The sequence below is a fragment of the Ruegeria sp. AL1 genome (genome assembly GCF_056540905.1).
Genome location: NZ_JBQFXP010000010.1, coordinates 116,779 through 143,704, shown reverse-complemented (window position 1 = coordinate 143,704; position 26,926 = coordinate 116,779). Strand labels below are relative to the sequence as shown.

23 protein-coding genes and 1 pseudogene are annotated in these 26,926 nt (G+C 58.6%); 16 read left to right on the top strand and 8 right to left on the bottom strand.

The window, feature by feature from the left end; all coding sequences use genetic code 11:
• Positions 1-51 precede the first annotated feature (51 nt).
• Genes ACRZ9X_RS16610 through ACRZ9X_RS16600 form a run of 3 tightly spaced genes read right to left on the bottom strand, consistent with a single transcriptional unit; the run spans position 52 to position 3,398 of the window.
• Entirely contained in the window at positions 52-1,053 is a 1,002-nt protein-coding gene (locus tag ACRZ9X_RS16610) for a HupE/UreJ family protein (protein ID WP_480520851.1), read from the bottom strand.
• The gene (locus ACRZ9X_RS16605) at positions 1,050-1,895 is read right to left on the bottom strand and encodes a peptidyl-prolyl cis-trans isomerase (RefSeq protein WP_480520849.1); all 846 of its coding nucleotides are present in this window, start codon (positions 1,893-1,895) and stop codon (positions 1,050-1,052) included. Before ACRZ9X_RS16605 ends, ACRZ9X_RS16610 begins: the two co-directional genes overlap by 4 nt.
• Before the next feature lie 60 nt (positions 1,896-1,955).
• Positions 1,956-3,398 (bottom strand): DUF3604 domain-containing protein, encoded by a 1,443-nt coding sequence (locus ACRZ9X_RS16600; protein WP_480520847.1) that lies wholly within the window; start codon positions 3,396-3,398, stop codon positions 1,956-1,958.
• Positions 3,399-3,718: 320 nt separating this feature from the next.
• Between ACRZ9X_RS16600 and ACRZ9X_RS16595 the strand changes: the two genes are divergently transcribed.
• Positions 3,719-4,402, top strand: coding sequence for a DUF3604 domain-containing protein (locus ACRZ9X_RS16595; RefSeq protein ID WP_480520845.1), 684 nt, complete (start codon positions 3,719-3,721; stop codon positions 4,400-4,402).
• Entirely contained in the window at positions 4,350-5,177 is an 828-nt protein-coding gene (locus tag ACRZ9X_RS16590; protein WP_480520843.1) for a DUF3604 domain-containing protein, read from the top strand. Before ACRZ9X_RS16595 ends, ACRZ9X_RS16590 begins: the two co-directional genes overlap by 53 nt.
• Here ACRZ9X_RS16590 and ACRZ9X_RS16585 read toward each other — a convergent pair.
• Positions 5,144-5,674 (bottom strand): phosphate-starvation-inducible PsiE family protein, encoded by a 531-nt coding sequence (locus ACRZ9X_RS16585; protein ID WP_480520841.1) that lies wholly within the window; start codon positions 5,672-5,674, stop codon positions 5,144-5,146. The two genes, ACRZ9X_RS16590 and ACRZ9X_RS16585, sit on opposite strands and share 34 nt — an antisense overlap.
• Before the next feature lie 569 nt (positions 5,675-6,243).
• Between ACRZ9X_RS16585 and ACRZ9X_RS16580 the strand changes: the two are divergent.
• Positions 6,244-6,536: pseudogene (locus tag ACRZ9X_RS16580) on the top strand (DDE-type integrase/transposase/recombinase); the annotation flags it as partial.
• Between the two features lie 344 nt (positions 6,537-6,880).
• Here the strand turns inward: ACRZ9X_RS16580 and ACRZ9X_RS16575 are convergent.
• Together ACRZ9X_RS16575 and iolG are read right to left on the bottom strand one after the other, a co-directional pair.
• A complete protein-coding gene (locus tag ACRZ9X_RS16575) occupies positions 6,881-7,951 on the bottom strand; it encodes a Gfo/Idh/MocA family protein (protein WP_480520839.1) in 1,071 nt (356 codons plus the stop codon).
• A 103-nt stretch (positions 7,952-8,054) separates the two neighbouring features.
• Positions 8,055-9,083 carry an inositol 2-dehydrogenase gene (iolG, locus tag ACRZ9X_RS16570; protein ID WP_480520837.1) on the bottom strand — a complete coding sequence of 343 codons (1,029 nt, stop codon included), beginning with the start codon at positions 9,081-9,083 and terminating at the stop codon, positions 8,055-8,057.
• Positions 9,084-9,442: 359 nt separating this feature from the next.
• Here iolG and ACRZ9X_RS16565 point away from each other — a divergent pair, with 359 nt between their 5' ends.
• The 6 genes from ACRZ9X_RS16565 (at position 9,443) to ACRZ9X_RS16540 (ending at position 14,961) form a co-directional block, all read left to right on the top strand.
• Positions 9,443-10,258 carry an SDR family oxidoreductase gene (locus tag ACRZ9X_RS16565; protein ID WP_480520835.1) on the top strand — a complete coding sequence of 272 codons (816 nt, stop codon included), beginning with the start codon at positions 9,443-9,445 and terminating at the stop codon, positions 10,256-10,258.
• Positions 10,259-10,269: 11 nt separating this feature from the next.
• Positions 10,270-11,295: a Gfo/Idh/MocA family protein gene (locus ACRZ9X_RS16560; RefSeq protein WP_480520833.1), complete on the top strand. Its 1,026-nt coding sequence runs from the start codon at positions 10,270-10,272 to the stop codon at positions 11,293-11,295.
• Positions 11,292-12,032 carry an ATP-binding cassette domain-containing protein gene (locus tag ACRZ9X_RS16555; RefSeq protein ID WP_480520831.1) on the top strand — a complete coding sequence of 247 codons (741 nt, stop codon included), beginning with the start codon at positions 11,292-11,294 and terminating at the stop codon, positions 12,030-12,032. Before ACRZ9X_RS16560 ends, ACRZ9X_RS16555 begins: the two co-directional genes overlap by 4 nt.
• Positions 12,029-13,051, top strand: a complete 1,023-nt coding sequence (locus tag ACRZ9X_RS16550) for an ABC transporter permease (protein WP_480520829.1) — start codon at positions 12,029-12,031, stop codon at positions 13,049-13,051. Before ACRZ9X_RS16555 ends, ACRZ9X_RS16550 begins: the two co-directional genes overlap by 4 nt.
• A gap of 44 nt (positions 13,052-13,095) precedes the next feature.
• Positions 13,096-14,088: a sugar-binding protein gene (locus ACRZ9X_RS16545; protein WP_480520827.1), complete on the top strand. Its 993-nt coding sequence runs from the start codon at positions 13,096-13,098 to the stop codon at positions 14,086-14,088.
• Positions 14,089-14,157: 69 nt separating this feature from the next.
• Positions 14,158-14,961: an SDR family NAD(P)-dependent oxidoreductase gene (locus tag ACRZ9X_RS16540; protein ID WP_480520826.1), complete on the top strand. Its 804-nt coding sequence runs from the start codon at positions 14,158-14,160 to the stop codon at positions 14,959-14,961.
• Between the two features lie 290 nt (positions 14,962-15,251).
• Here the strand turns inward: ACRZ9X_RS16540 and ACRZ9X_RS16535 are convergent, their stop codons facing one another.
• Together ACRZ9X_RS16535 and ACRZ9X_RS16530 are read right to left on the bottom strand one after the other, a co-directional pair.
• A complete protein-coding gene (locus ACRZ9X_RS16535) occupies positions 15,252-17,072 on the bottom strand; it encodes a gamma-glutamyltransferase family protein (RefSeq protein WP_480520824.1) in 1,821 nt (606 codons plus the stop codon).
• Positions 17,073-17,458: 386 nt separating this feature from the next.
• Positions 17,459-18,472, bottom strand: a complete 1,014-nt coding sequence (locus tag ACRZ9X_RS16530; protein WP_480520822.1) for a LacI family DNA-binding transcriptional regulator — start codon at positions 18,470-18,472, stop codon at positions 17,459-17,461.
• Positions 18,473-18,582: 110 nt separating this feature from the next.
• Here ACRZ9X_RS16530 and ACRZ9X_RS16525 point away from each other — a divergent pair, with 110 nt between their 5' ends.
• The 7 genes from ACRZ9X_RS16525 to ACRZ9X_RS16495 all read left to right on the top strand — a co-directional run bounded on the left by ACRZ9X_RS16525 (position 18,583) and on the right by ACRZ9X_RS16495 (position 26,266).
• Positions 18,583-19,431, top strand: a complete 849-nt coding sequence (locus tag ACRZ9X_RS16525; RefSeq protein ID WP_480520820.1) for a sugar phosphate isomerase/epimerase family protein — start codon at positions 18,583-18,585, stop codon at positions 19,429-19,431.
• Positions 19,428-20,948, top strand: a complete 1,521-nt coding sequence (locus tag ACRZ9X_RS16520; protein WP_480520818.1) for a sugar ABC transporter ATP-binding protein — start codon at positions 19,428-19,430, stop codon at positions 20,946-20,948. Before ACRZ9X_RS16525 ends, ACRZ9X_RS16520 begins: the two co-directional genes overlap by 4 nt.
• Positions 20,945-21,904 carry an ABC transporter permease gene (locus tag ACRZ9X_RS16515; protein ID WP_480520816.1) on the top strand — a complete coding sequence of 320 codons (960 nt, stop codon included), beginning with the start codon at positions 20,945-20,947 and terminating at the stop codon, positions 21,902-21,904. Before ACRZ9X_RS16520 ends, ACRZ9X_RS16515 begins: the two co-directional genes overlap by 4 nt.
• Positions 21,901-22,854: an ABC transporter permease gene (locus ACRZ9X_RS16510; RefSeq protein WP_480520814.1), complete on the top strand. Its 954-nt coding sequence runs from the start codon at positions 21,901-21,903 to the stop codon at positions 22,852-22,854. Before ACRZ9X_RS16515 ends, ACRZ9X_RS16510 begins: the two co-directional genes overlap by 4 nt.
• Positions 22,855-22,887: 33 nt before the next feature.
• The gene (locus tag ACRZ9X_RS16505) at positions 22,888-24,012 is read left to right on the top strand and encodes a substrate-binding domain-containing protein (protein WP_480520812.1); all 1,125 of its coding nucleotides are present in this window, start codon (positions 22,888-22,890) and stop codon (positions 24,010-24,012) included.
• A gap of 62 nt (positions 24,013-24,074) precedes the next feature.
• Positions 24,075-25,136 (top strand): sugar phosphate isomerase/epimerase family protein, encoded by a 1,062-nt coding sequence (locus ACRZ9X_RS16500; protein WP_480520810.1) that lies wholly within the window; start codon positions 24,075-24,077, stop codon positions 25,134-25,136.
• On the top strand, positions 25,133-26,266 hold the full coding sequence (locus tag ACRZ9X_RS16495; protein ID WP_480520808.1) for a Gfo/Idh/MocA family protein: 1,134 nt from the start codon (positions 25,133-25,135) through the stop codon (positions 26,264-26,266). Before ACRZ9X_RS16500 ends, ACRZ9X_RS16495 begins: the two co-directional genes overlap by 4 nt.
• Positions 26,267-26,926 lie beyond the last annotated feature (660 nt).

The window sequence follows — 26,926 nt, the reverse complement described above, 5'->3', positions numbered from 1 at the left end:
TGAACGCAGTTTGGTGAGACGGAAACCCGTTCGGTTTCTGCGTCATGTGTATCAGAAAGACATGATCCTTTCGACAAACCAGAAGGTTGCAACTGAACCGATACCGTAACTGATGCCGGTGGCGGTAATATTTCGGGGTGTGCGCCATTGCGCAGCCCAACGTGGCAGAGCAAATCGCAGGCAGAGCGCAATCAGCAGAACCACGCCGACAAAGGCAAGCTGCCCGGCTTCGACACCCAGATTGAAGGCCAGCAGCGCGGTGATCAGGTCCTGTTCCGGCAACCCGATCTCGCGCAGGGCACCGGCAAAGCCCAACCCGTGCAGCAGGCCAAAGGCAAAGGCAATCAGCCAGGGAAAGCGTTCAGACAGGCGTTCGGTGCCTTCATGCGTTTTCAGCGCTTCGACAGCCAGGAACACGATGGACAGAGCGATGATTGCCTCAACCGGCGGGCCGGGGACCGAGATATGCCCCAGAGCCGCAAGCGCCAACGTGATGGAATGCGCCACCGTAAACGCCGTGATCGCGCCGACCAGACGCCAGACATCCCGGATCAGTACCAGCAGCGCGAACACAAAAAGCAGGTGATCCCAGCCTTCGAGGATATGTTCGAAACCCAAGCCCAGATAGCCGCTGAAGATGCCCAAAGTGCTGGCTTGCGCAGGCACCAGGTGCCCGGGTTGATCGGGCGTCAGCCGGGTCGTTTCGGTCTGCCCCGACAATCTCTGGATGCGCAACAGGACATCCGTGCGCTGTGCAGACAGGCCATCCGCGACCACCCGCCCACCCGCCAGACCTTCGGGACAGTTCGAGACCCAGGCGGATATCCAGGCGGACCCGTCAAAGGCGGGCTCTGGCCCGGTCATGGGCGTGCAGTTTGACTTGAGTTGCAACTCGATTGCCATCGGACGGCCCACGACATCGGGCTTGCGCCAGAACACCTGCCATGTGTCCGGCGACAACTGGCGGATATCGGCGAAACCGGGCTCTAGCGCGTGTGTCAGGGCGGGGCTGCCTGGTAGGATCAGCAAGAGGACCAGCAGGAGGCGCTTCATTGTTGCTCCAGCCTTTGGGCAATTTCTTCGGCTGAGGGTGTGATGATGTCGTATTCGGCCTTCAGCGCGTCAAACTGTGCCTCGGACAGGTCGGATGTCAGGCTGCGCCGCCAGTCGAACAGAACCTCTTCGCGGATATCCTCATACGCGGGCAGCAATGCGGGTTCGCGCGCCTCGATCCGGACAAGGTGAAAGCCGAAACCCGAAGGGATGGGGCCAAGCCACTCGCCCATGGGCAAATCATCTAACCGGGCATAAAACCCACGTCCCAACTGCGCGTCGACCTGTTGTTCCGTGCTGAGCGGCAGGGCCGTCGGCAACAAGCGGGCGGCGGCGAATTGTGCCGGGTCTGCGCCGCCTTTTACAGCCGCAAGTATATCGGCGGTTTTTGCGGGTTCCTGTTCGGGGCCCAGTCCGATCTGCTGAAAAGCAACGCGCCCGGGTTGCATGAACCGGTCGCTGTGTTCATTCAGATATCCTCGCAGGATGGCGTCATCCGGCTCTGCCGCCTGCGCCAGAGACAGGGTCAGGAACTCCATTTTCTGGGCCAGCCGGTTGCGCACGATGCTGTCGCCGCGATCCAGCCCGAGGGCGCGAGCCTCACGAACCAGAACCTCTTGCCGCAGGAGCGCGTCTTGCAGGGCGGTCAGTTCTTCCTGCGAAGGCGGGCGCTGCCATGTCGAGCGGAACTGGCCGATTAGCCGGTCGATATCCTGCGCGTCGATAATGATCTGGTCGTCGCGTTCCGGCGCAATTGACGACGGGTTCAGGTAGCTGAACCAGCCAAATATCGCGAGACCCAGAAGGAAGAAGTGAAACAGAGGTTCTTTGAAAAGGGACATGCCAGACCACGCTATAAGTGAAATCGCGGGCGGATATGCAGGTATCCGCCCGGTGACGGGTTAACCCGGTGTGTACCAGATCGGCGAGGTATAGGCGCGATCCTGTACAGAAACCGGAATGTCGGGCGGCACCTCGACGCCAAACACCTTTGCGTCAATTGTGGTCCAGCGCGGTGTCGGGATTTCGATCACCCGCACATAGTAGAACGCGCTTTGGTCCGGGTCGAAATCCGGGTTTGTCCAATGCGCCTCCAGAACCGGTGCGCCGATTGAGTTGGCATAAGTGGCGGTGTCCGGATCGACCGTATTTCCTATCTCGGCATCGCAGCGATGGACGGTTGTTACGCCGCGATCACCGGCGCAGGCTAAGTCAAAGATCGCCTCGCGCGCCCCGGTTATCGCCTTTTCCATGCGCAGCGGGTCGTTGGTGGGCTCCAGCGCCGAGACCTTGCCGAAGAAGTTGTCTTCGGACGCTGTAGACAGGCCGGTGTGACTGTCGGTCGACCCCAGCATGCCGAATTTGAACGGGTTTTCTCCCAGTTCGCGCTCATATCCCAAACCGCGTTTCAGGGCCTCGCGCGCATATTCGCGGGGCAGCATCTCTGGCGTCTTGAGCTGGGTGCCGAAACTGCCTTTATCCCAGGTTTCGAAATCGGCAATTTCATCGTCGGGCGACAACAGCGGATGTGCTTCGCCATCGCCTTTGATCTGGGTGACTTCGTAGATCGGCTCCCACCTTTGGCGGCGTAGGGCATAGTCAACGCTGAGAGGTTTGCCTGATGAGGTGACATCGTCGAACATCAGGCCGTTGGACAGGTTGCCGTTATGCGCCAGCGCCAGAACCTGCCCGCCGGTCATATCCTCATAGGCCTGCAGCCAATCCCACAACTTTTCAGGGTCTTCGGTGTCATAGGTGGACAGCGGCACCACCTGATCGGCCTTGTCCTTGCCGTCTCGGAAAATGGCGTTGCGGTGCAGGTTGTTGCCGGTGGGGGAACTGGTCCATTCAAAACCGATGAAAGAGGTGAACGCGCCGGGCTCGTTCACTTGGTTGAACCAGATGCCATAGGCTTCGCGCAGCGCATCGATTGTACCGGGCGCGAAGGCTTCGGCGATGGAGCGACTCCATTCGTTGGCTTGCATCACCGGATTGCCCGAGGTCAGCGCCACCGGCAGGCCCAGATTCTCGGCATGATCGGTGACCACCAACCAATCCAGCGGCCTTTGCAGGCGCGCGGGTATCCCCAGCGACGATATCCCGGCCTGTCCCTCGGCAAATCGATAGGCGTCATCGGGTGGCAGGGTGGCAAGAACAGGCCCGGCATCCACCGAATAGGCGGTGTGCAGGTGGGTGTCGCCGAACAGAACCTGGTTGGGAAAGTCCTGTTCCAGATAGGACGAGTACCTGGCGCTTTCGGGCGGAACCTGCACGGCATATTGCACTGCGGGGGATGACGCCGCGAGGACAAGCAGGGCGGTATTCAGGGCATACAGGGGACGCATGACAATCTCCGCAATTGACGGTTGGCTTACGTAAGAGGATGGCAGTTTTTCAGATGCATTAACATATTATAATCCACTAAGGTTTAAGCAAACCACACCTGGCGGTAACAATATGTCTGATTAGAGAAGGCCCCCGAAATAAGGTGGGTCTGGAATTTTGAAACGGTATGTCCTGCGCCAGTTGCTAGGTCTTTCTGAAGCAGCATTGAAACAGGTATTCGGACGCGGTGTCTCATTGCTCCATACGAAGCTCGCTTGATAACATATCATGATATTTGAATCATCGACTTTTCTTTGAACAAAACTGAGAGGGCAGATCATTGCGTATCCTGACCGCACTCCGCGTCACAGCATCGGTTTTTGCCGTAGCGTCTTCCGTTCAGGCCCAGATACTTGACATCAACCCGTCCTCTGACGATCTGACCGCGCTGGCTCCTGACTATTCGCCCTATGTGGAGCGAAACGCGCGCGGCGGCGGGTTTGCGGAAAACCTGCTGTGGGGCGATACGCACCTGCACACCAGCCTGTCTGCCGATGCAGGATTGTTTGGCACAACGATTGGCCCGGATGACGCTTATCGCTTTGCGCGCGGCGAGGTCGTGACCACGTCAACCGGCCAACAGGTCCGGGCGATCCGGCCGCTGGATTTTCTTGTGGTGGCCGATCATGCCGAAAACCTTGGCATTGCCCCCATGCTGGCCGAGGGGAACCGGGCCTTGCTGGAAACCGAATACGGACGGCGGCTGTATGATCTGCTGCAAGACGGCCGCACCCTGGACGCCTATGCGCTGTGGGGTGAGGATGGGGTGGCCGAAGGCGTCGATATCATCGGCGACCCCACTATCGACCGCACCGCATGGGACCGGCAGATCGCCTATGCCGAGCAGTATAACGATCCGGGCACCTTCACCGCCCTGATCGGGTTTGAATGGACCCAAAGCGGCACGTTTGATGATCCCGGCAACATCCACCGGGTGGTTATTTTCCGCGATGGCGCGGGATGACAACTATTTTGGTAAAACCGCTGCGGGTGAACCCGGCCTCGACCGATGGATGCACTATGCCGTTCGGGTCTTTGGCGAGGATGACTCTCTGTCGACATTTGAATATGAAACCCTCGCCTCGGGCCTTGCTGGTGTGTGGGCGCGGGAAAACACGCGGGATGCAATCTTTGACGCGATGGAGGCCAAAGAGGTCTACGCCACCACCGGCACCCGCATCACCGTGCGTTTCTTTGGCGGCTGGGACTATGCTTCCGATGACGTGTTCCGCCCTGAAGTGGTCGAGATCGGATACAGGAAAGGCGTGCCGATGGGCAGTGATCTGCCTGCAACCCCCGATGGCGCGCAGGCCCGGGTCTTTATGGTAGGTGCCTTGAAAGACGCGTGGTCGGGCAATCTGGACCGTATTCAGATCATCAAGGGCTGGGTCGATGCCAATGGTGAGCGGCAGGAAAGGATATATGTCGTTGCAGTCTCGGATGATCGCGAGATCGGCGCGGATGGTCGCGCCCGCGAACCGGTGGGAAATACGGTGGATGAGGACAGAGCCACCTGGACCAACACAATCGGCGCGCCGGAACTGCCGGCCGTGTGGATTGATCCCGATTTCGACCCCGCTTTGCCCGCGGTTTATTACGCCCGCGTTCTTGAAATCCCGACCCCGACCTGGCAAGCCTATGACGAGGCGCGGTTCGGCTTTGAGATGACAGCGCCGGGTATTCCGCGCAGCCATCAGGAACGGGCCTATACCTCACCCATCTGGTACACACCCGAATAGCAGGCAGAACGCGGCCCCGGCCCCCGGGCTGTATCCCGGACGACCAGCCAAAAGCTGACGCGGCATAACTCTGCCTCAGTTGTCGGAAACGCCACGGACCCGTTAAAAGGCAAGTGTCGGTCGGATAAATGCGCCGGTTCAGGCAAGGAGGCGTTGTCGCCAAGGGTATCATTGTCGTCGACGTCATCACGCCAGTCATCCACTTTATCACCATGGCTTTCGGGTTGCACGCTGAAACCAGGCGTCTTGAGCACCAGCCAATACGCAACGCTGGCCGCAATGACGAGCGCAGCCAGTCCGAACAAATCCAGTGAATTGATCTGTTCCAGTATCAGGATGATGACTTTGCGCGCCACAGCCATAAGTGCCGTTGCAACCACGATCTCCACATCGATAACGTCTTCCTGCACATAGATCGTGACATTTCTAAAAATCTCGATGGCGATCAGAACTGCCATGAAAGCCCCTAAGGTAGCTAGAATGTCGGAGATGGACATTACGACCTTGGCTCATCAATCATGCGCCGATAAAGCGTCCAGGCGGCATCGACGACGCTCATGAGGATCACAAAAACCATCATTATCGCCAACAACCGAACAGCCCAGTATATAATCTGCTGTAGGACTATGATTAAACGTTCTTTATCCGGTCCATGGTCGTGCCGGATTGCTTCGCTTTTTCATTGATCCGGCAGCAGTCAGGGATGAGCCGGTATTGCTTCGCCATTTTTGGAGGTGGATCCTGAGTAAATCACTGTCGCTGGACATTGACGAGCGAGTTGTGGCGCTGGTCGAAGAAAGGTTGTCATGCCATCAAGCCGCGCGGCGCTTGCGGATATCGGTTTCGAACGCGGCGCGGATCGTACACGGTACGAAACGAACTGGCGGGGTGATGGCGGCCCCGCATGGGCGCCTTCGACGCAACAAGCTCGACAGGGTTCAGGTTGGCTCAGGTCCCGCATCCAGGCGGAACCGGACATCACGATGCCGGAGTTGGCAGAGGCGCTGAAGGCGGAACACGGTCTTGCCGCGCGCGCCGACATGTTTTCAGCGGCCTTACGAGATAGATTGTCATCGACAAAAGCGGAGCTAACGCGTCTGGTATCAAGGCATAATCAAGATGTTGAAAGGCTTTGGTTGCCCGGTTCCAATTGAATTGGGCAGGCGGAAATACTTGAACAACATTGTGGTACAAGACCACCGTTTCATCAAAAGACGGTCCCGCCCGATTCTGGAGTTCAAAGCCTTCGCATCAGCAGCGGCAACGTTGGACGGAATTGAAGTGGCGCGCACGATCCGCAAAGGTCAATTCGCGCCCGGACTCTGTCCGTTTCGCCAGTTCGCGGAACTTGCCTCTTAAATCTGCTGCTACAGCGCTTTCTCTTCTTCAAACTGAAACTTCGCAACAGAACCCCATCCACGCAGCCTTCGAAGAAATTCGCGACACAGCCCTTTGACGGCGCCATATTCCAGTGATTGCGCAAACCTTGCGAATCGTAATGCGTGAATTCCGCAGCGCTCAGCAATCGCGTTCACCGAATGCGCTGCGATTTCATTGGGGTTCCGGGTAAGTTAGATTTGCCGATGCGACTTGCTCATGCGGTCAAAACGTGCGTGGATCAATCGGACAAGCGTCTCGAAATCCGTGGGCGCGGAGTGCGTAGAAGACTGCGAAGTTTCGGCTTTTCGGGACATCGATTGCTCTTAAAGCATAAGGCGTCTTGCTGCTGGGTTGTACGTTCGGGCCATGTCGGGCGTGGGATGACGGGGCCTGGGTTTCAAGTCGATGGGTTGCGGAGCGCCGGATTGGGCGGACGCCTCGATCGCCCGCAATATGGCAACGTCAGCCAAACCTTCTTCTCCGTCTGACTCCGGCGCCATGTTTTCGAGAATACAGTCCGAGAAATATGCGGTTTGACCTGCGAACTGATCCGTCTGAGGAAACCGGTGTTCGATCACTTCACCCGCGCGTGCAAGGCGTACAGTGGTTGGCGTTTGGAAATCGAATGCGTTTTCCACAGCGATCTCACCTTCAGTGCCCGCGACCCGGAACATATCGAGTGGTTCAGAGGCGAAGTTGGCAATGAACTGTCCCATGCGACCCTTTGGAAACATGAGCGTGACGCCAGTGCTTTCTTCGACCTGGCTAAACCGGGGATCGTCCACGGCATTTCTGATCGCCGAAACCTGCGTCGGTTCACATTCGAAGACATGGCGCACGGCGTTCAAGCAGTAAACTCCTATGTCTTGAAGAGGGCCGCCCCAATGCGACGCCAGAAGTCGATGATTGTCTGGGCCGACCATGATCGAAAACAGCGAACTGAACGCGCGCGGGTCACCAATGGCACCGTCCTTAATCAGCTTGAGAGCGTGCAGGTTCCCGGGTTCATTGTGCAGCCGGTACGCTGTCATGAGGAAGACACCGGCATCCTGCGCGGCTGAAACCATGGCTTCACATTCTGCGACGCTTACTGCCAACGGTTTCTCGACCAGAATGTGTTTTCCTGCCCGGGCGGCTCGGATGGTATAGTGGGCATGCATCGAATTTGGCAGCGCAATGTAAACGGCGTCGGCAACATTATCCGAAAGCATTTGGTCGTATTGCTCATAGCTGTAGATGTGTTTTATTCCATAGAAGTCAGCCAGCCTTCTGGCGCCTTCCGGGTTTCCTGTAACCAGGGCCGTCACCTCGGAGTTCTCGGCCTGAGCGGTGCCAGGCAGAAAGGCGATTTGCGATATCCAGCCGGCCCCTACAACCGCGTACCGAACAGTCATACCAGGTCTCCTTCCGCTTTCCGTGTTCCGCCGTGCAGCGGCAGGTGAATATCTTTGATCTGTAATTCCCAAAACCTGCGCCCCTCAGGTAGATTTCCGGCGATCATGGCTCGGACCGAGGCGATTGGTCTAATTCACTTGTTTTGATCGTTCGGCCTTCTGCGATCGACATCAGGCACGCGTCCGCCAACAAAAGCGCCAGGCGTCCGTCTTCGAAGCCGACAGGAACAGGGGTTCCGTTTTCAATCGCATCGACAAAGAAGCCAATCTCGGCGTTAAACGCTTCGCCATACCGTTCGATGAAGAAGTGCTGAAGGGGTGCGGATATTCCAGTTGCGTCCGCCACATGCTTTGTCATCAGGTTTTCTCGGCGATTTTCCGAGATGACCATCCCCTTCGAGCCGAATAGCTCGACCCGCTGGTCGTAGCCGTAAACAGCTTCACGAGAATTGGTTATGATGGCTTGCTTGCCCGAGGCCGTTTTCAACGTGACGACAACCGTGTCGTAGTCATCGCATTTCTGCATGAGCGCCGGGTTTACCAGTCGAGAACCTGTCGCCTGCACTTCGGTCACGTCCTCGCCCAGCATAAACCTGGCCAGATCAAGGTCATGAATCGTCATATCGCGGAAGATGCCACCGGAGGTTTCGATGTATCCATCCGGTGCCATGCCCGGATCGCGCGAGGTGATGATGACTTGATGAAGCTCTCCGATTTCGCCGTTCACTGCTGCCATTTGGGCTGCCGCGTGGCCGGGATCAAAGCGGCGAACAAAGCCCAACATGATCGGAATATCTGTGCCAGCGATTCGGGTTTTCAACGCGTCGACTCTGGCCAAAGACAAGTCGATTGGCTTCTCGCAAAGGACGGGCTTCCCGGCCTTCACGCAAGCTTCCAGCAGATCGACATGTGTCGCTGTCGGTGTCGCAATCAAGACCGCGTCAACCCCGTCAGAGACGATGGATTCTTCGGCGGACCCAAAGTTCTGGACACCGTGTTTTTGAGCGACCTCTTCCGCAGACGGTCCATGAACATCGAACACGCCCGCCAAATCGGCACGGGTATGAGCAGCGATATTGTCGGCATGCATACGTCCAATTCGACCGCAGCCAAGGACGGATATTTTCGGCAATTTGTCCTCCCAGAATTCTCTTGCAATGATCGTTGCATGACTGTTTCACTGTCAACAATCGCTTCAAAGTGCCGCGACTAGTACTTGGGAGGACAACATGGCAGTCAAAACGTGCGCCTCTTGGAGACGCGGCCGATGGAGCGATGCCTTTATGCGCAGTTCGGCGAAAACACCGAAGGATTTCGCGCACGTGGCCAGGATTGCAACGGTTCCAGCAAACAAACAATGGCAATGGCTTGGGTGTGAACGCCTGATACGAAAAATGTTATTGGCATCGCCGCTGACATCTGCATTTGGAGCCCGATTAGGGTGGACACTTTTCCCACTATGCACGCGGCTGGGAATGAAGTGATGGCAGCATGAACCGGATCGACGGGAAAATCGCGGTTGTCACAGGCGGCACGCAGGGCTTGGGGGCTGCCATTGCCCGTCTTTTTGCCGAAGCAGGCGCTGAAGGGATCGGAATTGTCGGACGTGACGTAGAAAAAGGTGGTGCCAAAGCTGCCGAAATCGCAAACGCTACCGGTGTGCCGGTCAAAATGATTGCGGCGGACCTTGGCAGAATTGAAGATGTCCTCAGGATCATCCCAGCGGCAGTAGCCAGGTTCGGTACGCTCGACATTTTGGTGAACGCTGCGGGCCTGACAGACCGGGGCAATCTTTTGAACACCTCTCCCGAACTCTTCGATCAGATGTTCGCGGTGAATACGCGCGCCCCGTTCTTCCTGATGCAGGAGACGGTCAAACAGCTTGAAAAGGACGGAAAAGGCGGGCGGATCGTCAACATTGGCTCGACGTCGTCACGGGCCGGGCAGCCGTTCATCGCGCCGTATTGCGCGTCGAAGGCCGCTTTGTCGACCTTGACCAGAAATGCGGGTTACGCGTTGATGCGCAACCGTATTCACGTCAATCAACTCGACATTGGCTGGATGGCTTCCGATCACGAAAGACAGTTGCAGCTTGCGGAATCCGGCGACCCGGATTGGGAAGCTAAAGCGAATGCCGGTCTTCCCTTTGGCCGCCTTCTTGACCCGGCAGAGGTCGCGCGCGCAGTGCTGTTCCTTGCGTCAGATGATGCAGGAATGATGACCGGCTCGGTCGTTCACTACGATCAATCAGTCTGGGGTGGTTACGACGGTCAAGCGCCGGGACCGGCAGAGAAGTTGTCGCCGTAATGGGCGTTCGGGTGGGCATTATTGGCGCCGGTGTCATGGGGGCAGATCACGCCCGGATCATAGCTGAGGATGTGCCAGGCGCAGAACTGCGCGTGATCTGTGATGTCAGCAAAGACCGTGCCCGCGCGATTGGTGAAGCTTGCGGAGCAGGTGACATCATGACCGACCCGATGGCGACAATCGTCCGGTCGGATGTGGATGCCGTGCTGATCGCCAGCCCTGACGAGACGCATTGCGACCTGACACTCGCGGCGATTGAGGCGGGCAAGCCTGTGCTATGCGAGAAACCGTTGGCACCATCGTCCAAGGACTGTCTGCGGATCATCGAGGCCGAGACCAGGCTTGGAAAACAGCTCACCCAGACCGGTTTCATGCGCCGTTTCGATTCGGCATACCGAGAGATGAAGGTGGCATATGATAGCGGGACGCTCGGGCGCGCAGTGATTATGCATAATTTTCATCGCAACGTTGAAGCGCCCGAGTGGTTTACCGGTCAGATGGCCATTTCCAATTCTGCCCCGCATGAGTTCGATATCGCCCGGTTCGTCCTTGGGGCCGAATACGCCGTCATCTCGGCTTTTCAGGGGGCAAGTGACGATTCAATTGCACCGGTTTTCATGGTGCTTGAGACAACGACCGGGCAGCTTGTGAATATCGAGGTCAACAACAATGCGGCCTATGGCTATGACGTTCGGGGCGAACTGGTCGGGGAAAAAGGCTCGGTAGACCTCGGCACGCCTGTTTACGCAAAATACAATCTTGGCCTTCAATCCGCTGAGCGCTTTGCAGAAGACTGGCGCCCGCGCTTTGCAGACGCGTATCGGCGTCAGAACAAGGCCTGGATACAAAGCATCAAAGCCGAAGAACCGGACCCCAATGCGGCAAACGCATGGGATGGCTACTGTGCAGCGATTGCAGCCGAAGCAGGCGTACTTGCGTTAACTTCAGGGGTGCGTGCTAAGGTCGACACAGCCGAGAGGCCGGCGCTCTATGCTTGCCAGGGTGCCGAAACGACGTGGGAGGGGGCAGCGAAATGAGCCTTTTGGAGCTCAAAAACATCACCAAAAGCTTTGGTGCGATCCATGCATTGCAAGGCGTGGATCTTGCAATCTCGCCCGGTGAAGCCGTCGGTTTGATGGGGGACAATGGGGCTGGAAAATCAACGTTGATGAAGATCATCGCAGGGAACTTCCCACCGACATCCGGAACCATCAATATCGAAGGCCGGGGTGTTGAATTCACAAAGCCCATCGACGCGCGGGAAGCGGGTATTGAAATCGTCTATCAGGATCTGGCGCTATGCGACAATCTCACGGCTGCCGCGAATGTGTTTCTGGGTCGCGAATTGAGGAAGAAGGTCGGCCCTTTTTCCATGCTCGACTATGCGTCGATGTACCGAAAGGCAGGCGAATTGTTCGGCGAATTGAAGTCCGAAACGCGGCCACGCGATCTGGTACGGCAGATGTCCGGGGGGCAAAGGCAGGCCGTTGCCATTGCGCGGACGCGGTTGAGCGACCCGAAGCTTGTTCTGATGGATGAACCGACAGCGGCGATCTCGGTTCGTCAGGTGAAAGAAGTGCTGGCCCTTATTCATCGGCTCAAAGAGACGGGGCACGCCGTGATCCTCGTCTCGCATCGCATGCCGGATGTGTTCGAGGTTTGCGACCGCGTCGCGGTTTTGCGCCGTGGGTCGAAGGTTGCGGACAAATCCATCAGCGAAACCACTCCGGAAGAAGTCACCGGGCTTATCATCGGGGCGATTGAAGCAGCATGACCGACACAACAGAAAAGCAGACAGATCACGCCGCCATTGATGAAAGCATCACGCTGCGCCAGGAGGTTTCGGGTTTTGGTGCCATCATTCGGACCCAGCCGTTCTGGGTATTGCTCGCCCTGATCGCATTGGCCGGTGTCATGACATTTGTCTCGGACGCCTTCATGACCGAGCGGAATATCTTCAACATTACCAGAAACATGGCCTTTTTTGGCATCATGGCACTGGGGATGTCGGCGGTGATCTGTACCGCCGGGATCGACCTTAGCGTTGGCTCGCTTGTGGGCCTGTCTGGAATTGTGACCGGGCTGATCATGCAGGCCGGGTATGGGATCGGGCTTGGGTTTCTGGGCTGTATGGCAGTTGCCGCGCTCGTTGGCCTGGTGAACGGTATCTTGGTGGCTTACCTGCGCATGCCGCCCTTCGTCGTCACTTTGGGTATGTTGTCGATTGTCGTCTCGCTGGCGCGTGTTGTCTCAAACAACCAGATGATCTGGGACTTCGGACCAGACCAGGATCTGTTCGAATGGATCGGTGGCGGAAGTATCCTTGGCATCCCAAATGTCGTCTGGGTTCTTGTTGTTCTGACGGCTGTGTTCTGGTGGGTCTGGCGTTATTCGACGTGGGGCCGCTGGGTTATAGCCATTGGCGGCAACGCCCATGCGGCAAAGCTTGCCGGTATTCCGGTCGAGCGGATGCTGGTTTCGGTCTATGTCGTGTGTTCTCTGACGGCGGGCCTCTCGGCGTTCCTGTTTGTCGGCTACACGGGTTCTGTGACCAATGCCATGGGCTTTACCTGGGAACTGACGGTGATCGCAGCGACGGTGATTGGCGGTGCCAATCTGATGGGCGGCGTCGTATTCGCACTTGGCGCACCCATCGGCGCGGCCTTGATTGAGCTGATCCGCAACTCGCTGATCCTCGCGGGTATCCCCGCGCTCTGGCAGCAGTTTTTCGTGGGCCTGTTCCTTATACTCGCAGTGCTTCTTGAGCAGATACGAAATCGAGGAGGCAAATAAGAACCTTCAACTTTTACTCTTCACAAACCATTGGGAGGAAAACCATGAAGAGAATTCTGATCGCAACGGCTGTGACAGCTATCCTGGCCCCGTTTGCCGCGATGGCGGACGGCCATGCCAAAACCTTCGCGTTGGTCCCGAAGGCGATGAACAACCCGTTCTTTGACCTGGCCCGTGACGGATGCTTCAAGGCGCAGGAAGAGTTGGACGGCGTGACCTGCGAATATATCGGACCGGGTGAGCACACTGAGCTTGAGCAAATTCAGATCGTTCAGGACTTGATCACCAAAGGTGTGGACGGGATCGCCGTGGCGCCGTCGAACGCACCGGCAATGGGCAAGGTTCTGAAAGACGCGGAAGCTGCGGGTATTCCGGTTATCACCTGGGACTCGGACCTGCTGCCTGAAGACGCTGGCCTTCGAACAACCTATGTCGGAACCAATAACTACGACATCGGCGTCAACCTTGCGAAACTGGTGCAGGCCCGTCACCCCGATGGCGGCACAATCTGCCTGCAGACGGGTGGTGCGGCTGCGGCTAACCATAACGAGCGCCTGAAAGGGGCACGCGACACGCTGGCCGGTGCAGATACCGGGACACCTCCGGGCACCGCGCTGTCGGGTGAGGGCGGCTGGACAGAGGTTTCCGGATGCCCGCTTATCACCAACGACGATGGCAATGTTGCCGTACAGGGTATGTCGGACGTTCTGGCCGCCAACAGTGACCTGACCGCCTTCCTGTCGACGGGTGCCTTCACCCAGTGGTTCGATAACGCCTATCGTTCAGCGACTGAGCCTTACAAGGCAAAAATGGATGCCGGTGAACTGACAATCGTCGTCGCCGACACTCTGCCGATGCAGCTTGAGCAAACCAAAGACGGTCTGGGCAATGGTCTTGTCGGCCAGCGTCCCTTCGAGATGGGCTATAAGTCTATGTTCATCCTGAAGGATATTGTGGAGGGCAAGTCGGTCGAAGACCCGATCTACACGGGTCTGGACGTTTGCGACAACACCAACGTGGACACCTGCGTAAACTAAGTAAACGCATCCATAACAACCAGCGGCGCGAGGTCCCTTGCGCCGCTCATTCTTTTCTGGGGTATTGAAATGCAGCATGAAGCATTGGGTGACGGCGCGGTCGCAGTGATTACCGGCGCAGCATCGGGAATTGGGTTGGCGACCGCCCAAGCCTTGTCAAAACGTGGGATGCGAATTGCTCTGGTCGACCTTGATGACCAACGTCTTGAGGCAGCGGCGGCGACGCTCGTAGGCCCGTCGCTATGTCAGGCTATGGATGTCTCGGATGCGGACGCCATGAGGGCGCTTGCCGATCGCTGCTTTGATGAACTTGGCCGGGTCGATCTGCTGATGAACAACGCGGCAGATCGGGTGGCAGGGGGTGGCGAGGACACTCTGGAGGCCTGGCATCGCACGATGGAGATCAACTTTTGGGCGTCCGTTTATGCCGAACGCGCGTTTTTGCCCCGAATGTTGGAACAGGGACGTCCCGGCATCATCCTGAATACCGGTTCAAAGCAGGGCATCACCAACCCACCGGGCAACGTCATCTACAACGTGACAAAGTCCGCTCTGAAAACATACACCGAACAGCTTGAGCACAAGTTGCGCAACACAGAAGGCTGTCAGATTTCAGCCCATCTGCTCGTACCGGGTTTCACTATCACCGGACCTCACAAGCCAAACCCGGGCGGGTGGAGCCCCGAGCAGCTAGTCGACTACATGTTACCCCGCCTGGACAAAGGCGATTTCTATATCGTTTGCCCGGACAATGAAGTCACCGAGGAGATGGACGCCATGCGTATGGCCTGGGCCGCTGGCGACATTATCGAAAACCGGCCCCCACTTTCGCGTTGGCATCCCGAGTGGTCAGAGAAATTCAAGACACAGTAGAAATTGGACTCACATCCGGAATCTATCCCTTTCGTCAATTTACAAAACTGATGGCATAAGCTGCGGGGTCGGTAACAATTCTTCGTTCAGTAAGAAACTGCGCAACAGATCCCCGTAAAAAACACGACGGTAAACTCAAAAGAAGGTCTCGAGCAGAGTAACGCTGCTTGGATACCATGCGCCCCTGAACAAAATCCCGACCAGGTTTTCGACCGCGAAATACGGAGAGAGTCGTCGACTCTCTCCATCCATATACGACAATGATGGAAACGCGGCGAAAGCGCCGCTCGCTACCGGCCCATCGCAATTCCGTCCCGGCGCGGGTCGGCTCCGCCGAAGAGTTTCTGATCCCGGATCGAAATCGCGGCGAGCCCGCTCCGCAGCGCTCTGGCGCGCGCACAATTGTGGTTCAGGTCGCGTTCCAGCCCAGCCAGCAGGTCGGCCAGGGCTGTGTCGTCCTCGACTTCGGCGCGGGGTTGGGCGATGCCTTCGTCATTGCACTGGCTGGTAATCCCCTGACCCGAGATATTGGGGCGGTTGATTGCCTCCTGTGCGTTCAGATCATCCAGAACAACGCCCAGAATCACCTTCAGAGTGTAATCCGGGATCGGGCCGCCCCCCGCCGCTCCAACGACAAGTTTCAACGCACCATTCTCATCCAGCACAATTGTGGGCGTGATCGAGGTGCGTGGCTTTTTCCCCGGCTCCATCTGGTTCACAAGCTGACCCGCCGAGATCGACTTTGGTCGGCTGAAATTTGACACCACGTTGTTCAGGCTGATCCCACGGGCCACCATCTGCGACCCGAACGTTGTGTTGTTCGTTGTCGTCATGGACACGGCATTGCCGTACTGATCGACAATTGCGACGTGACTGGTGAAATCCTCGGCCGGGGTGGCCTCGAACCCGGGCACAACCGTCGTGTTGGCCTCGGTCGGGGAATAGTCCTTGAAGCGGGCGTCAAGATACTCATCCGTCAACAACCTGGCCGCCGCCTGTTCGACACCGGGATTGAAATCCGGATCACCAATGTTTTCGCGCCGGTCGAATTGCGTCAGGCGGCTGGCCTCGAGCATCAGGTGCGTGTAGTCGAGATCGCCAAAGGTCATCTCTTCGATGCCGCCGCGCGAAATCAAGCCGATCATTTCGTGCAAGGCAACACCGCCGAAAGAGGGCGGTGCAGCGGAACAGATCGTGTGTCCGAACGCCTCCTTGCAGATCGGTGTGCGCTCTACCGACTGGTAGTTGGCAAAATCAGCGCCGGTCAGACGGCTGGAGATAATCGCCGACCCTTCGTCCGTGTGCTCGGGGCGGCAGATATCCGAGGTCACGCGGTCCAGAATGGCCGGGGCGATGGTTCCGTCGGGATCGTAGAACGCATCGACACCTCCGGCTGCGACTTCTCGCATGACCTCGGCGATTTCGGGGTTCGTGATGGTGGTGCCTGCGGGGACCGGCGCCCCGTCAACGCAATACCGGGCAGCCAGATCGGGATAGTCACACCGGGACAGGCCCCGCGTTGTCTCACCCATTGTCGTATTCATGTAGGCGGGCATGGCAAAGCCGTTTTCGGCCAGTTTGATACCACCCTCAAACAGGTCGGCCCAAGGGGTCTGGCCATAGATCTGATGCACCTGATCCAGCACCTTCAGCGCCCCGGGCACTCCAAAGGCCCGCCCGGTCACTTCAACGTGCGAGTTGAATTCATCCGTGCCGCACTGTTCGATCTCATCGTCAAAGGGTGTGCGCAGCCCTGCGGTCGCGGCTTCGGCACCTTTTGAAAGACCCTCGAAATATCGCACCGTCCCGGAGCTTTTGTCGAAATACATCACAATGGCCCCGCCCGCGATGCCAGAACCCTGGGGCTCGACCACCGACAAGGCCGCCTGCACCGCCACGGCGGCATCAATCGCCGTGCCGCCGTTTTTCAATACATCGCACCCGGCCTGCACCGCCGCCGGGTTGGCAGCGGCGACCATAAAGTCCTGCCCTTCGACTGACGCAGCGCGGGTCGGGTCAGAGTTGTTCACACAGGCGCTGGCACTGGCAGCGCTCGCACCGATCACGGCGCAGAAGGCACCTGTGGCAAAAGTTGTTTTACAGGATGGCATTACTCTGTTCCTTCCTTTTGGTACAATGAAATTAGTCGACGGCTCGTTCCCAGCACGACAGCGGACACAGAGCTGTTTCTTTCGGTCACGGTGATGTCGGGAGTGGTGGTCCATTCATTAGAAATTTGAGTTCAGACGCACGGACCGAATAAGCCTCCTTTGCGAATCTGATACCCATAGAACTAGATATCCTTCGGTGGGTTCGAAATCTTATTTTGATACCAGAGACCGCTATAAGTTCGCCTTATGATCCATGCCTTGCGCTGTCGCAGTGTCAGGCGACAGGACCCGCAAGAGATCGGCTCGGCGACCTACAGAGGAGATGATTGCATTGACCAGCAGCGCCCGGAAACACGACTGTCCGGCCTGGTTCTCGCGACAAGTCCTTACCGAGGTGGTTCGGCAACGCTGCTTCGTGTCACGATCCTATGATCCAGAAACACCGGGCCAGCGGGCGGGGGGCTTTTGTCCAAAAGCTCCAACAGTATACCCATCGCGCGTTGGCCTATCAGGTTTCGCGCCTGATGCACCGTTGTTAACTCGGGCTGGAAAATGCGAGAAAACGGTACGTCGTCAAAACCCATGACGGATATCTGTTCAGGGACTGAGTATCCCTGTTTTTGAAGGCCCCGGATGACGCCCATGGCGGATTCATCGTTTGCGCAGAACGCAGCGGTGGTATCCGGATACTGTGCGACCAGGTGATCCGCTGCTCGCTCTCCATCGCCGTAGGTAAAGCCGCCGGGACTGAAGCGGATGTGATCCGTCAGTCCGGCTTCTGTCATCGCCTGAACATACCCGGCGCGCCGGTCATTGGTCAGCGCGTTGCCTTCGGGTCCGGTGACATGCGCGATCCTACGATGCCCTTGCGCAAGTAGATATTGCGTTGCATCGAACGCCGCTTTCCGGTTGTCGGTCCCGACATGCGCGTAACCTGCGTCCTCCAGACGTTCCGAGATTGAGACGACCGGAGTATCCTCTGGCAGCATCCCTTCCGGGGGGGCGGTTCCGTTCAGGATCAAGGCCCCGTCCGCGCGCCCGTTGCGCAGGTTTTCCAAGATCTTCGCATAGCGTGCGTCGTTCCCGTTGGTGTTGCCGATCAGGATCGTCAGATTGGCGCGGGTTGCAACTTCTTCGATGCCCGACAGGATTTTGGAAAAGAAAGGGTTGGAAATATCCGGCAGGATGACCAGCACCGTACCCGACCGGTTGCGCCGCAGCATCTGCGCGGCGGTATTGACGCTGTAACCAGTTTCCGAGACCGCCGTGAACACCGCGTCGCGCGTCTTTTTGGAAACGATATCAGGCGATTGCAGCGCCCGGCTTACTGTGGCGGTTGAGACTCCGGCCACTCTTGCAACGTCCCGAACCGTGGGCCTCTTGTTCGAATTTCTTGTCATGACGACGACCTATAGCAGCAAAAAGCGGAAAATGTAATGGTTTACATGAACAATGAAATCGATTACATAGATTCGTATCTGCAATACTTCAGAACTTCCTGGGAGGGGACATGAAGCTGGGTGTGAACTTGCTCTGCGTCGGTGGGTTGATCGACAAGGCGCAGTTGGAGTTTTGCCAGCTCGCTGTCGAGGCAGGGTATGACGGAGTTGAGATTCCAGTCCTTGAGGGGTCCGCTGATCACTATGCCTGGCTGGGGGCCGAACTGGATAAGCTGGGGCTGGAACGGACCTGCACGGCGATTATCCCCGATCCTGGCGCGGACCCCACCAGCGCCGACCCGGATATCCGGGCGAGTGGTGTTGCCCATCTGGGCTGGATACTGGACTGCGCGACAGCGCTGGGGGCCCAAACCATTGGCGGGCCTTTTCACGCGCCAATCGGGCATTTCACTGGCAGCGGGCCAACCGCTGATGAATGGCGGCGCGGGGCAGAGGCGCATCACCGGATGGCTGAAAATGCGGCGGAGCGGGGAATGCGTCTGGCGCTGGAACCTTTAAACCGGTTTGAAACTCATTTCCTGAATACCGCCCAGCAGGCAGCGCAATATTGCGAACTGGTTGATCATCCCGCGTTCGGGATCATGTACGACACATTTCACGCGCATATCGAAGAAAAGGACCAGGCGCATGCGATTGCTGCGCTCTCAGGCCGGATCAATGTGCTGCACATCTCGGAAAATGACCGTGGAACGCCCGGGACGGGGCAGATCGACTTTGGCACGATCTTTTCCGCCGTGAAGAAAACAGGGTTTGACGGCTGGGTCGTGATGGAGGCCTTTGGCTCAGGCGTACCCGAACTCGCCGCCGCGACCCGCATCTGGCGGCCGATGTTCGAAGATCACCCGCAACTGTTCCGCGACAGCGCCGATTTCATTCGCAGGGGCTGGGCGCAGGCATGAGCGGTGAAGTCATCTTTGAGATGAAAGGGATCACCAAGGTCTTTCCGGGGATCAAGGCGCTGGACGCGGTCAGTTTCTCGGCGCGTTCGGGCGAGGTTCATGCGCTGGTCGGGGAAAACGGCGCGGGCAAGTCCACGCTGATGAAAGTACTGTCCGGCGTCTATCAGGCGGAAGAGGGCGACATCTTTCTGCGTGGTCAGAAGGTGCGGTTTCAGCACCCGCTGGAGTCGCTCGCCCAAGGGGTAAGCGTGATCTATCAGGAGTTTTCGCTGCTGCCCGATCGCTCGGTTGCCGAGAATATCTTTCTGGGTCGCGAGCCCACGCGCAGTTGGGGTCTGTTGGATACCGAAAGGATGCGGCGCGAAACGCAGGACGTGCTGGCGCTGTTCGGGGATCGTCATCGGTTCGGCCCGGACACACAGGTCAGCGATCTGGACGTCGCACAACAGCAGATGGTCGAGATCGCCAAGGCGCTGTCACTGAACGCGCAGGTCATCGTCATGGATGAACCGACAGCTGCTCTGAACGACACGGAATGTGACCTGCTGTTCCAACTGGTCGATGATCTGCGTGGGCAGGGGCGCTCGATTGTTTATATCACCCACCGCATGCGCGAAATCCGGCGGCTGGCTGACCGTGTAACCGTGATCAAGGATGGCAAGGTCGCAGCGGCGTTCGACCACGTCCCCGAAACCGGCCAGATCGTCGAGGCGATGGTCGGGCGTGACATCGGCCATTTCTACCCCGAGCCCGCCACAAAGGATGAGGTGGGCGAGGCCGTTCTGGCCGTGCGCGGTGGAGGCAATGACCGCCTGTTCGACATTGACCTGGACCTGCGCGCCGGTCAGATCACCGGGTTCGCCGGAGTACAGGGTGCGGGCCGCACGGCGCTGGCGCTGGCCCTGTTCGGCGCGGAACCGTTTGAAACGGGCGCAGTCACCGTCGAGGGTAAACCGGTCACCCTGACCAACCCACGCAGCGCCGCCAAGGCCGGGATCGCAATGCTGCCCGGTGACCGCAAGGCCGAGGGGCTGATGCTGATGCAATCGGTCCGTGACAACGGCATGATCTCGGCCCGGGCGTTCTCCGGTGCGTTGGGTGCGCCGAACAAAACGCCGATTGCGTCGCTGGAACAGATGGATGAGTTGTTCGATGCCTTCGATCTGCGCGCTGCCAATTATGAGGTCGAGATTCAGTCTCTGTCTGGGGGGAACCAGCAAAAGGCCATCGTTGCGCGCTGGCTGTCGCTGGCCCCGAAGGTTCTGATCTTTGTCGAACCCACTCGTGGTATCGACGTCAACACCAAGGCTGGGATCTACGCTCAGATGCGCAAACTGGCGCAGGAGGGGGCGGCGGTGATGGCGATCTCGTCCGATCTGCCCGAGGTGCTGGGAATCTCGGACCGGGTGCTGGTGATGAGCGATGGCAAGATCGTTGCTGAATTCGGCCATGGTGCCAGCGAGGCCGAGGTGATGCACGCCGCCACCGAAGCTCACCTTGAGTTGGAGGGCGCATGAGACGGCCCCGTAACTTTGCTGCGCTGGCCCCGTTCCTGCTGCTGCTTGCGGCACTGGCGGTATATGTGGGTATCGCTGTTACAACCGGACAGACTCAGTATTTGACCGCAGAAAACCTGCTCAGCCTGTTGGGGCGGTCCATCGCGTTGGGGATCACGGCGATCGGGCAGACCTTCGCCATTCTCATCGCCTCGATTGACCTGAGCGTGGCCAACCTGATTTCGGTCTCGGCGGTGCTGGCTTCGTCGATCATGTCGGGCGATCCAGCGATGATGCTGCCTGCGGTTGCCGCCGTTCTGGCGGTGGGTGTTGTGGTTGGCCTGATCAACGGGCTGGTGATCACCCAGTTCGAGGTCAACCCGCTGATCGCGACCCTTGGTATGGCGCTGATCCTGCAAGGGCTGCTGAGCGCCACGTTCAACAATTTCGCCGGAGAGGTGCCCGAGGAGTTTCAGGTCTTTGCCTATGGGCAGGTCGGCGGTGTCTCGATAAGTCTGATTTTCCTAATCGCATTGACCGTGGCTGCTTGGGTGTTCCTGCGGTTCACCCGCGAGGGGTCGAATATTTATTCGGTCGGTGGCAACCCAGATGCGGCCAAGCTGGCCGGAATGCGCACCACTCGCGTGGTCATCATGGCGCATGTGATCTGTTCGGTCTGCGCCACCATTGCGGGTCTGTATCTGGCCAGCCGCTTGCGCTCGGGCGCGCCGTGGATCGGGCGGGACGGGGTTTATGATCTGGAGTCCATCGCTGTGGTGGTCATCGGTGGCACCGCCCTGTCCGGCGGACGCGGAGGGGTCTGGGGCACGCTGATGGGGGTCATGATCTTTTCGCTGATCGACTCGATCTTCAACATCGCGGGCGTCGATGCCTTTGCCAAACAAATCCTGCGCGGGGTCATCATCGTGGCCGCAGTCGCCGTCTACGCCGCCCGCAGCCGGAGGATCGAGGCATGATGGCACGGCTGAAGCAGATCAACCCGGTCTTTCTGGTGCTGGCGCTGCTGTTTGTGGCAATCGCGATCCTGTCTCCCTATTTCCTGCAACCGACCGGGTACATGAACTTTCTCAAGCGCGCCGCGCCGATTGCGATTCTGGCGGTGGGGCAACTTTACGTCATCAACTCGGGCGGGTTCGACCTGTCGGCGGGGGCTTTGGTGACGTTGACGGTGATCGGCAGTTCGATCCTGCTGGATGGCGAAGCCAGCGCGACGTGGTGGGTGATCCTCGTTATGCTTGGCGCTGGCGTGATCGTGGGGACGGTGAACGCGTTGGTGGTGTCGTGGCTCAAGGTGCCGTCGATCATTGCCACGCTGGGGATGATGATCACGCTCAGCGGGATTGCCCTGGCATGGTCGGGCGGAGCGCCGCGTGGATATCTGCCCGAGAACTTCCGGTTCTTCGGACGCTATCTGATCAAGGACCTGCCGCTGATCAAAATCCTGCCCGTTGCGGTGATCGTGATGGTCGTGGTCTGTGCCGCGATGTGGTGGCTGATGCACCGCACCAATTACGGCAAGCGCCTGATCGCCATGGGCGACAATCCCAAAGCCGCATTGCTGGCCGGAGTCCCACTCACGGAAACGCGGATTGTCGCCTTTGTCATGTCGTCGGTCTCGGCCGTCATCGCCGGGATCTTGCTGGGCGGTTTTGCGGGCGTCTCTACCGATGTGGGCGTAGGGCTTGAGCTTCAGGCCATCACAGCCGCCGTCATCGGCGGGGCGCAATTGCTGGGCGGGCGCGGCACCGTGGGGGCCACCATTGCGGGCGCACTGGTGCTTCAGGCGATGTTCACGCTGCTCAACATTCTGGGCTTTCCCAAACCCATCCGCGACGTGGTGCAGGGACTGATTTTGATCTCGGCGGTGGTGATCGCCGGATACCGACGACGCCGATCCGGGGGATAGGCGCCCATTAACTATACAGAGGAGGAAACAAGAATGATGAAGATAATGACAGCAACCGCGCTGACTGCGCTTATGGTCGCTCTGCCCGCACAGGCGCAGAATTTCGATGACCCGGTCGAGTTTGCCAAGCAAAAGGACATGCTGGGCGGAGCCGCCAATGGTGATGCGGCGACCCCGTGGCTGCAGCACTATGGCGACGTGATGGCCGATACCTCGGGCTTCAAGAAAGACGGTCCCCATACGATCTGCTTCTCGAACGCAGGCGTGAATAACCCGTGGCGCGTGGTCGGCTGGAACACCATGCAGGCCGAGGTCGAACAACATGACAGCATCGCCGAGTTCGTGGTGACCGATGCCGAAGGCTCGGACGACAAGCAGATCGCCGATATCGAAGACCTTCTGGCCGGTGGCACCTGTGACGCCCTGATCGTGTCTCCCAACACGACCGCAGCCCTGACCCCCGCTGTGGAAAAGGCCTGTGAGCAACTGCCCGTGATCGTGTTTGACCGGGGCGTGAACACCGATTGCCCGGTTACGTTCATCAAGCCGGTCGGTGGCTATGGCTTTGGCATCCAGTCCGGTGAGTTCATCGCCGCCAATGCGCCCGAAGGCTCGGACGTGCTGATGCTGCGCATCCTGCCCGGCGTGGACGTTCTGGAAACCCGCTACTCGGCCGCCAAGCGTATTCTGGAAGAGGCCGGTCTGAACATCGTCGGTGCTGAATTCACCGATGGCGACCGCGCCAAGACCAAAGCGATTGTCGAGGATTACATTCAGCGCGGCAACCAGCTGGGCGCGGTCTGGATGGACGCAGGCGCAACCTCGGTCGCGGCGATTGAGGCGTTCGAGGATATGGGGCTGGACGTGCCGATTGTCACCGGCGAAGACCAGCAGGATTTTCTGCAGAAATGGCAGGAGATCGGCATGAACACCATCGCGCCGACCTACCCGACCTATCAGTGGCGCACGCCGATTCTGGCGGCTCTGAAAATTCTGGATGGTGAGGCGATCCCCGGACCGGAATGGAACCTGCCGCAGCCGGCGATCACCAACGACAATCTGGCCGATTTCGTGAACCCCTCGATGCCGCCGCTGCACTATGCGGGTTGCGGCTGCGAAGATATGCCGGGTTACCCCGAGCGCTGGGGCGGCAAGTAATCGCCGGAACCCGTCAGGCCCCGGTCGGGGCCTGACAAACTGGATTTTCAAGGGAGGCTGATATGCCGGGTGCGATCAAGGGGCCGGGGCTGTTTTTGGCGCAGTTTGCGGATGATGCGGCTCCGTTCAATTCGCTGGGCTCGATTGCGGAATGGGCCGCGGGTCTGGGGTATAAGGCGGTGCAGATCCCCACGTTTGACGCGCGGCTGTTCGATCTGGACAAAGCCGCAGACAGCCAGACCTATTGCGACGAGATCACCGGCATCTGCCGCGAGGCGGGCGTTGAAGTCAGCGAGCTGTCGACCCATTTGCAGGGCCAGCTGGTTGCTGTTCATCCCGCTTACGATCTGGCTTTTGATGCCTTCGCGCCCGAGAAAGTGCACGGCAACCCGCAGGCGCGGCAGGACTGGGCCGTGGATCAGGTCAAGAAAGCCGCCATCGCCGCGCGGCGCATGGGGCTGGATACCACGATCAGCTTTACCGGCTCGCTGGCTTTTCCCTATCTCTACCCGTGGCCGCAGCGCCCGCAGGGCCTGATCGAGGAGGCTTTCGCCGAACTCGCCCGCCGCTGGCGTCCGATCTTTGATGCCTATGCCGACCAAGGCGTAGCGATCGGGTTCGAAATCCACCCCGGAGAGGATGTGTTCGACGGCGCGACCTTCGAAATGTTCCTTGATGCCGTGGACGGGCATGAGGCCTGCCGGATCAACTACGACCCCTCACATTTCCTGCTCCAACAGATGGATTATCTGGAATTCATCGACCTCTACCACGAGCGTATCTGCGCCTTCCACGTCAAGGATGCCGAGTTCAACCCGACCGGGCGGCAGGGGGTCTATTCCGGTTATCAGGGCTGGACCAACCGGGCCGGGCGCTTCCGCAGCCTCGGCGACGGTCAGGTGGATTTCGGCGCGATCTTCTCGAAGCTGACGCAGTATGGCTATGACAGCTGGGCGGTGCTGGAATGGGAATGTTGCCTGAAATCGCCGGAACAGGGGGCGGCTGAAGGTGCGCCCTTCATCGCGCGCCATATCATTGAAACGACGGACAAGGCCTTTGACGATTTCGCAGGCGGCGAGGTTGATCAGGCCATGATCCGATCCATGCTGGGGCTGGGCCGATGACACCTTTGAAACTGGGCATGGTCGGCGGCGGGCAGGGCGCGTTCATCGGGGCGGTGCATCGCATCGCCGCCCGGCTGGATGGTCAATGGCAACTGGTGGCCGGGGCGCTGTCATCTGACCCGCAGCGGGCCGAAGCCTCGGCGCAGGAACTGGGGATCGAACGGTCTTATTCCGATTTCCGTCAGATGGCGCAGGCCGAGGCCGCCCGTGACGACGGGATCGACGCCGTGGCCATCGTGACGCCGAACCACATGCATGCCGACCCGGCCATCGCGTTTCTTGAGGCGGGGATTCACGTCATTTGCGACAAACCGCTGGCCGCCACACCCGAGGATGCCGCGCGGATCAGGGCCGCGGCCGAGGCCTCATCGGCGCATTTCATCCTGACGCATAACTACACCGGCTATCCGATGATCCGGCAGGCACGTGAGATGGTGCAGGCGGGCGAGTTGGGCAAGCTGCGGCTGGTGCAGGTGGAATACGCGCAGGACTGGCTGGCCGAGCCCGCCGCGCCCGACAACAAACAGGCCGACTGGCGCACCGATCCGGCCCGGTCGGGGGCGGGCGCCATCGGCGATATCGGGACCCATGCCTTCAATCTGGCGCATTTTGTGACGGGTCAGGTCCCCTCGCATCTGGCTGCGGACCTGTCCAGTATGGTGCCGGGCCGTTTGGTCGACGACAATGCCCATATCCTGCTGCGCTATGCCAGTGGTGCGCGTGGGATGCTGTGGGCCAGTCAGGTTGCCGTGGGCAACGAAAACGGCCTGCGATTGCGGGTCTATGGAGAAACCGGCGGGCTGGAATGGGCGCAGGAACACCCAAACCACATGCAGTTCACCCGGTTGGGGCAGCCCACGCAGACCCTGACACGTGGCGGGGCCGGTGCAAATGATGCAGCCAACGCGGTGACCCGCGTGCCGGGCGGTCATCCCGAAGGCTATTTGGAAGGCTTCGCAACGCTTTACACCGAGGCCGCCGACCTGATCCGAAACGGCGCAGACGAAGGCAGCCTTCTACCCGGCATCGCGGATGGACTTCTAGGCATGCACTTTATCGCCGCTACACTGGCGTCATCTGAGGCAGATTGTAGTTGGCAGAAATTGCCTGGGAATATTGGCGATTCCTGAACTGTCACGCCATTGGCGTTCAGGAAAGAAGTGCCCGGCAGAAATCCATTCGTAGGGCAATTCCGCGTAACGGGCTTAGGGGGCGTATTCAATTGGCGGATTTCCATTGAGGTCTTGATTGGCTTCCCTTCTGTCATCGGCAGGCGGGAGGCAATCATGACAAGGCACCTCTGTCTGACGTCAGCGCCACTGGGGCTGTTTAAGTCGATGTGATAAGTCAAAGCGTTAAGCGTTTGATCCAGTGGATCAAACGTCGCGCATGACCGCTGGCAGCGTACGGGGCCAACATAAACTTCTCTATTCTTATAAAGATTTAATCGTCAAACAACGGTTTCAAAATCATCGTTGTATAAGGTCTTGCATGCTGTGCCGGCACAAAGGTGGGCAAACGCGTGCGCACGACATCTATTGTAATAACAACAAACGAAAAGTTTGGATGCCCTCAAGCGCTTGCAGTTGCCAGTCGTACCTTCCCGCAGCAGATACGGAAGAGGCCATGCGTTTGCCAAACCGTAATCTCACAGCGTTACCTTGGGCACCAAGCAAATTTCTGAGTCGCCGATTTAGAGAACGCTGCATTGCCGTGTGAAATCTGGCTTACAATGACCCTTGAGGGCCGTTCGTTCAAATTTAAGAGTTGAACTAGCAACACTCCAGGCA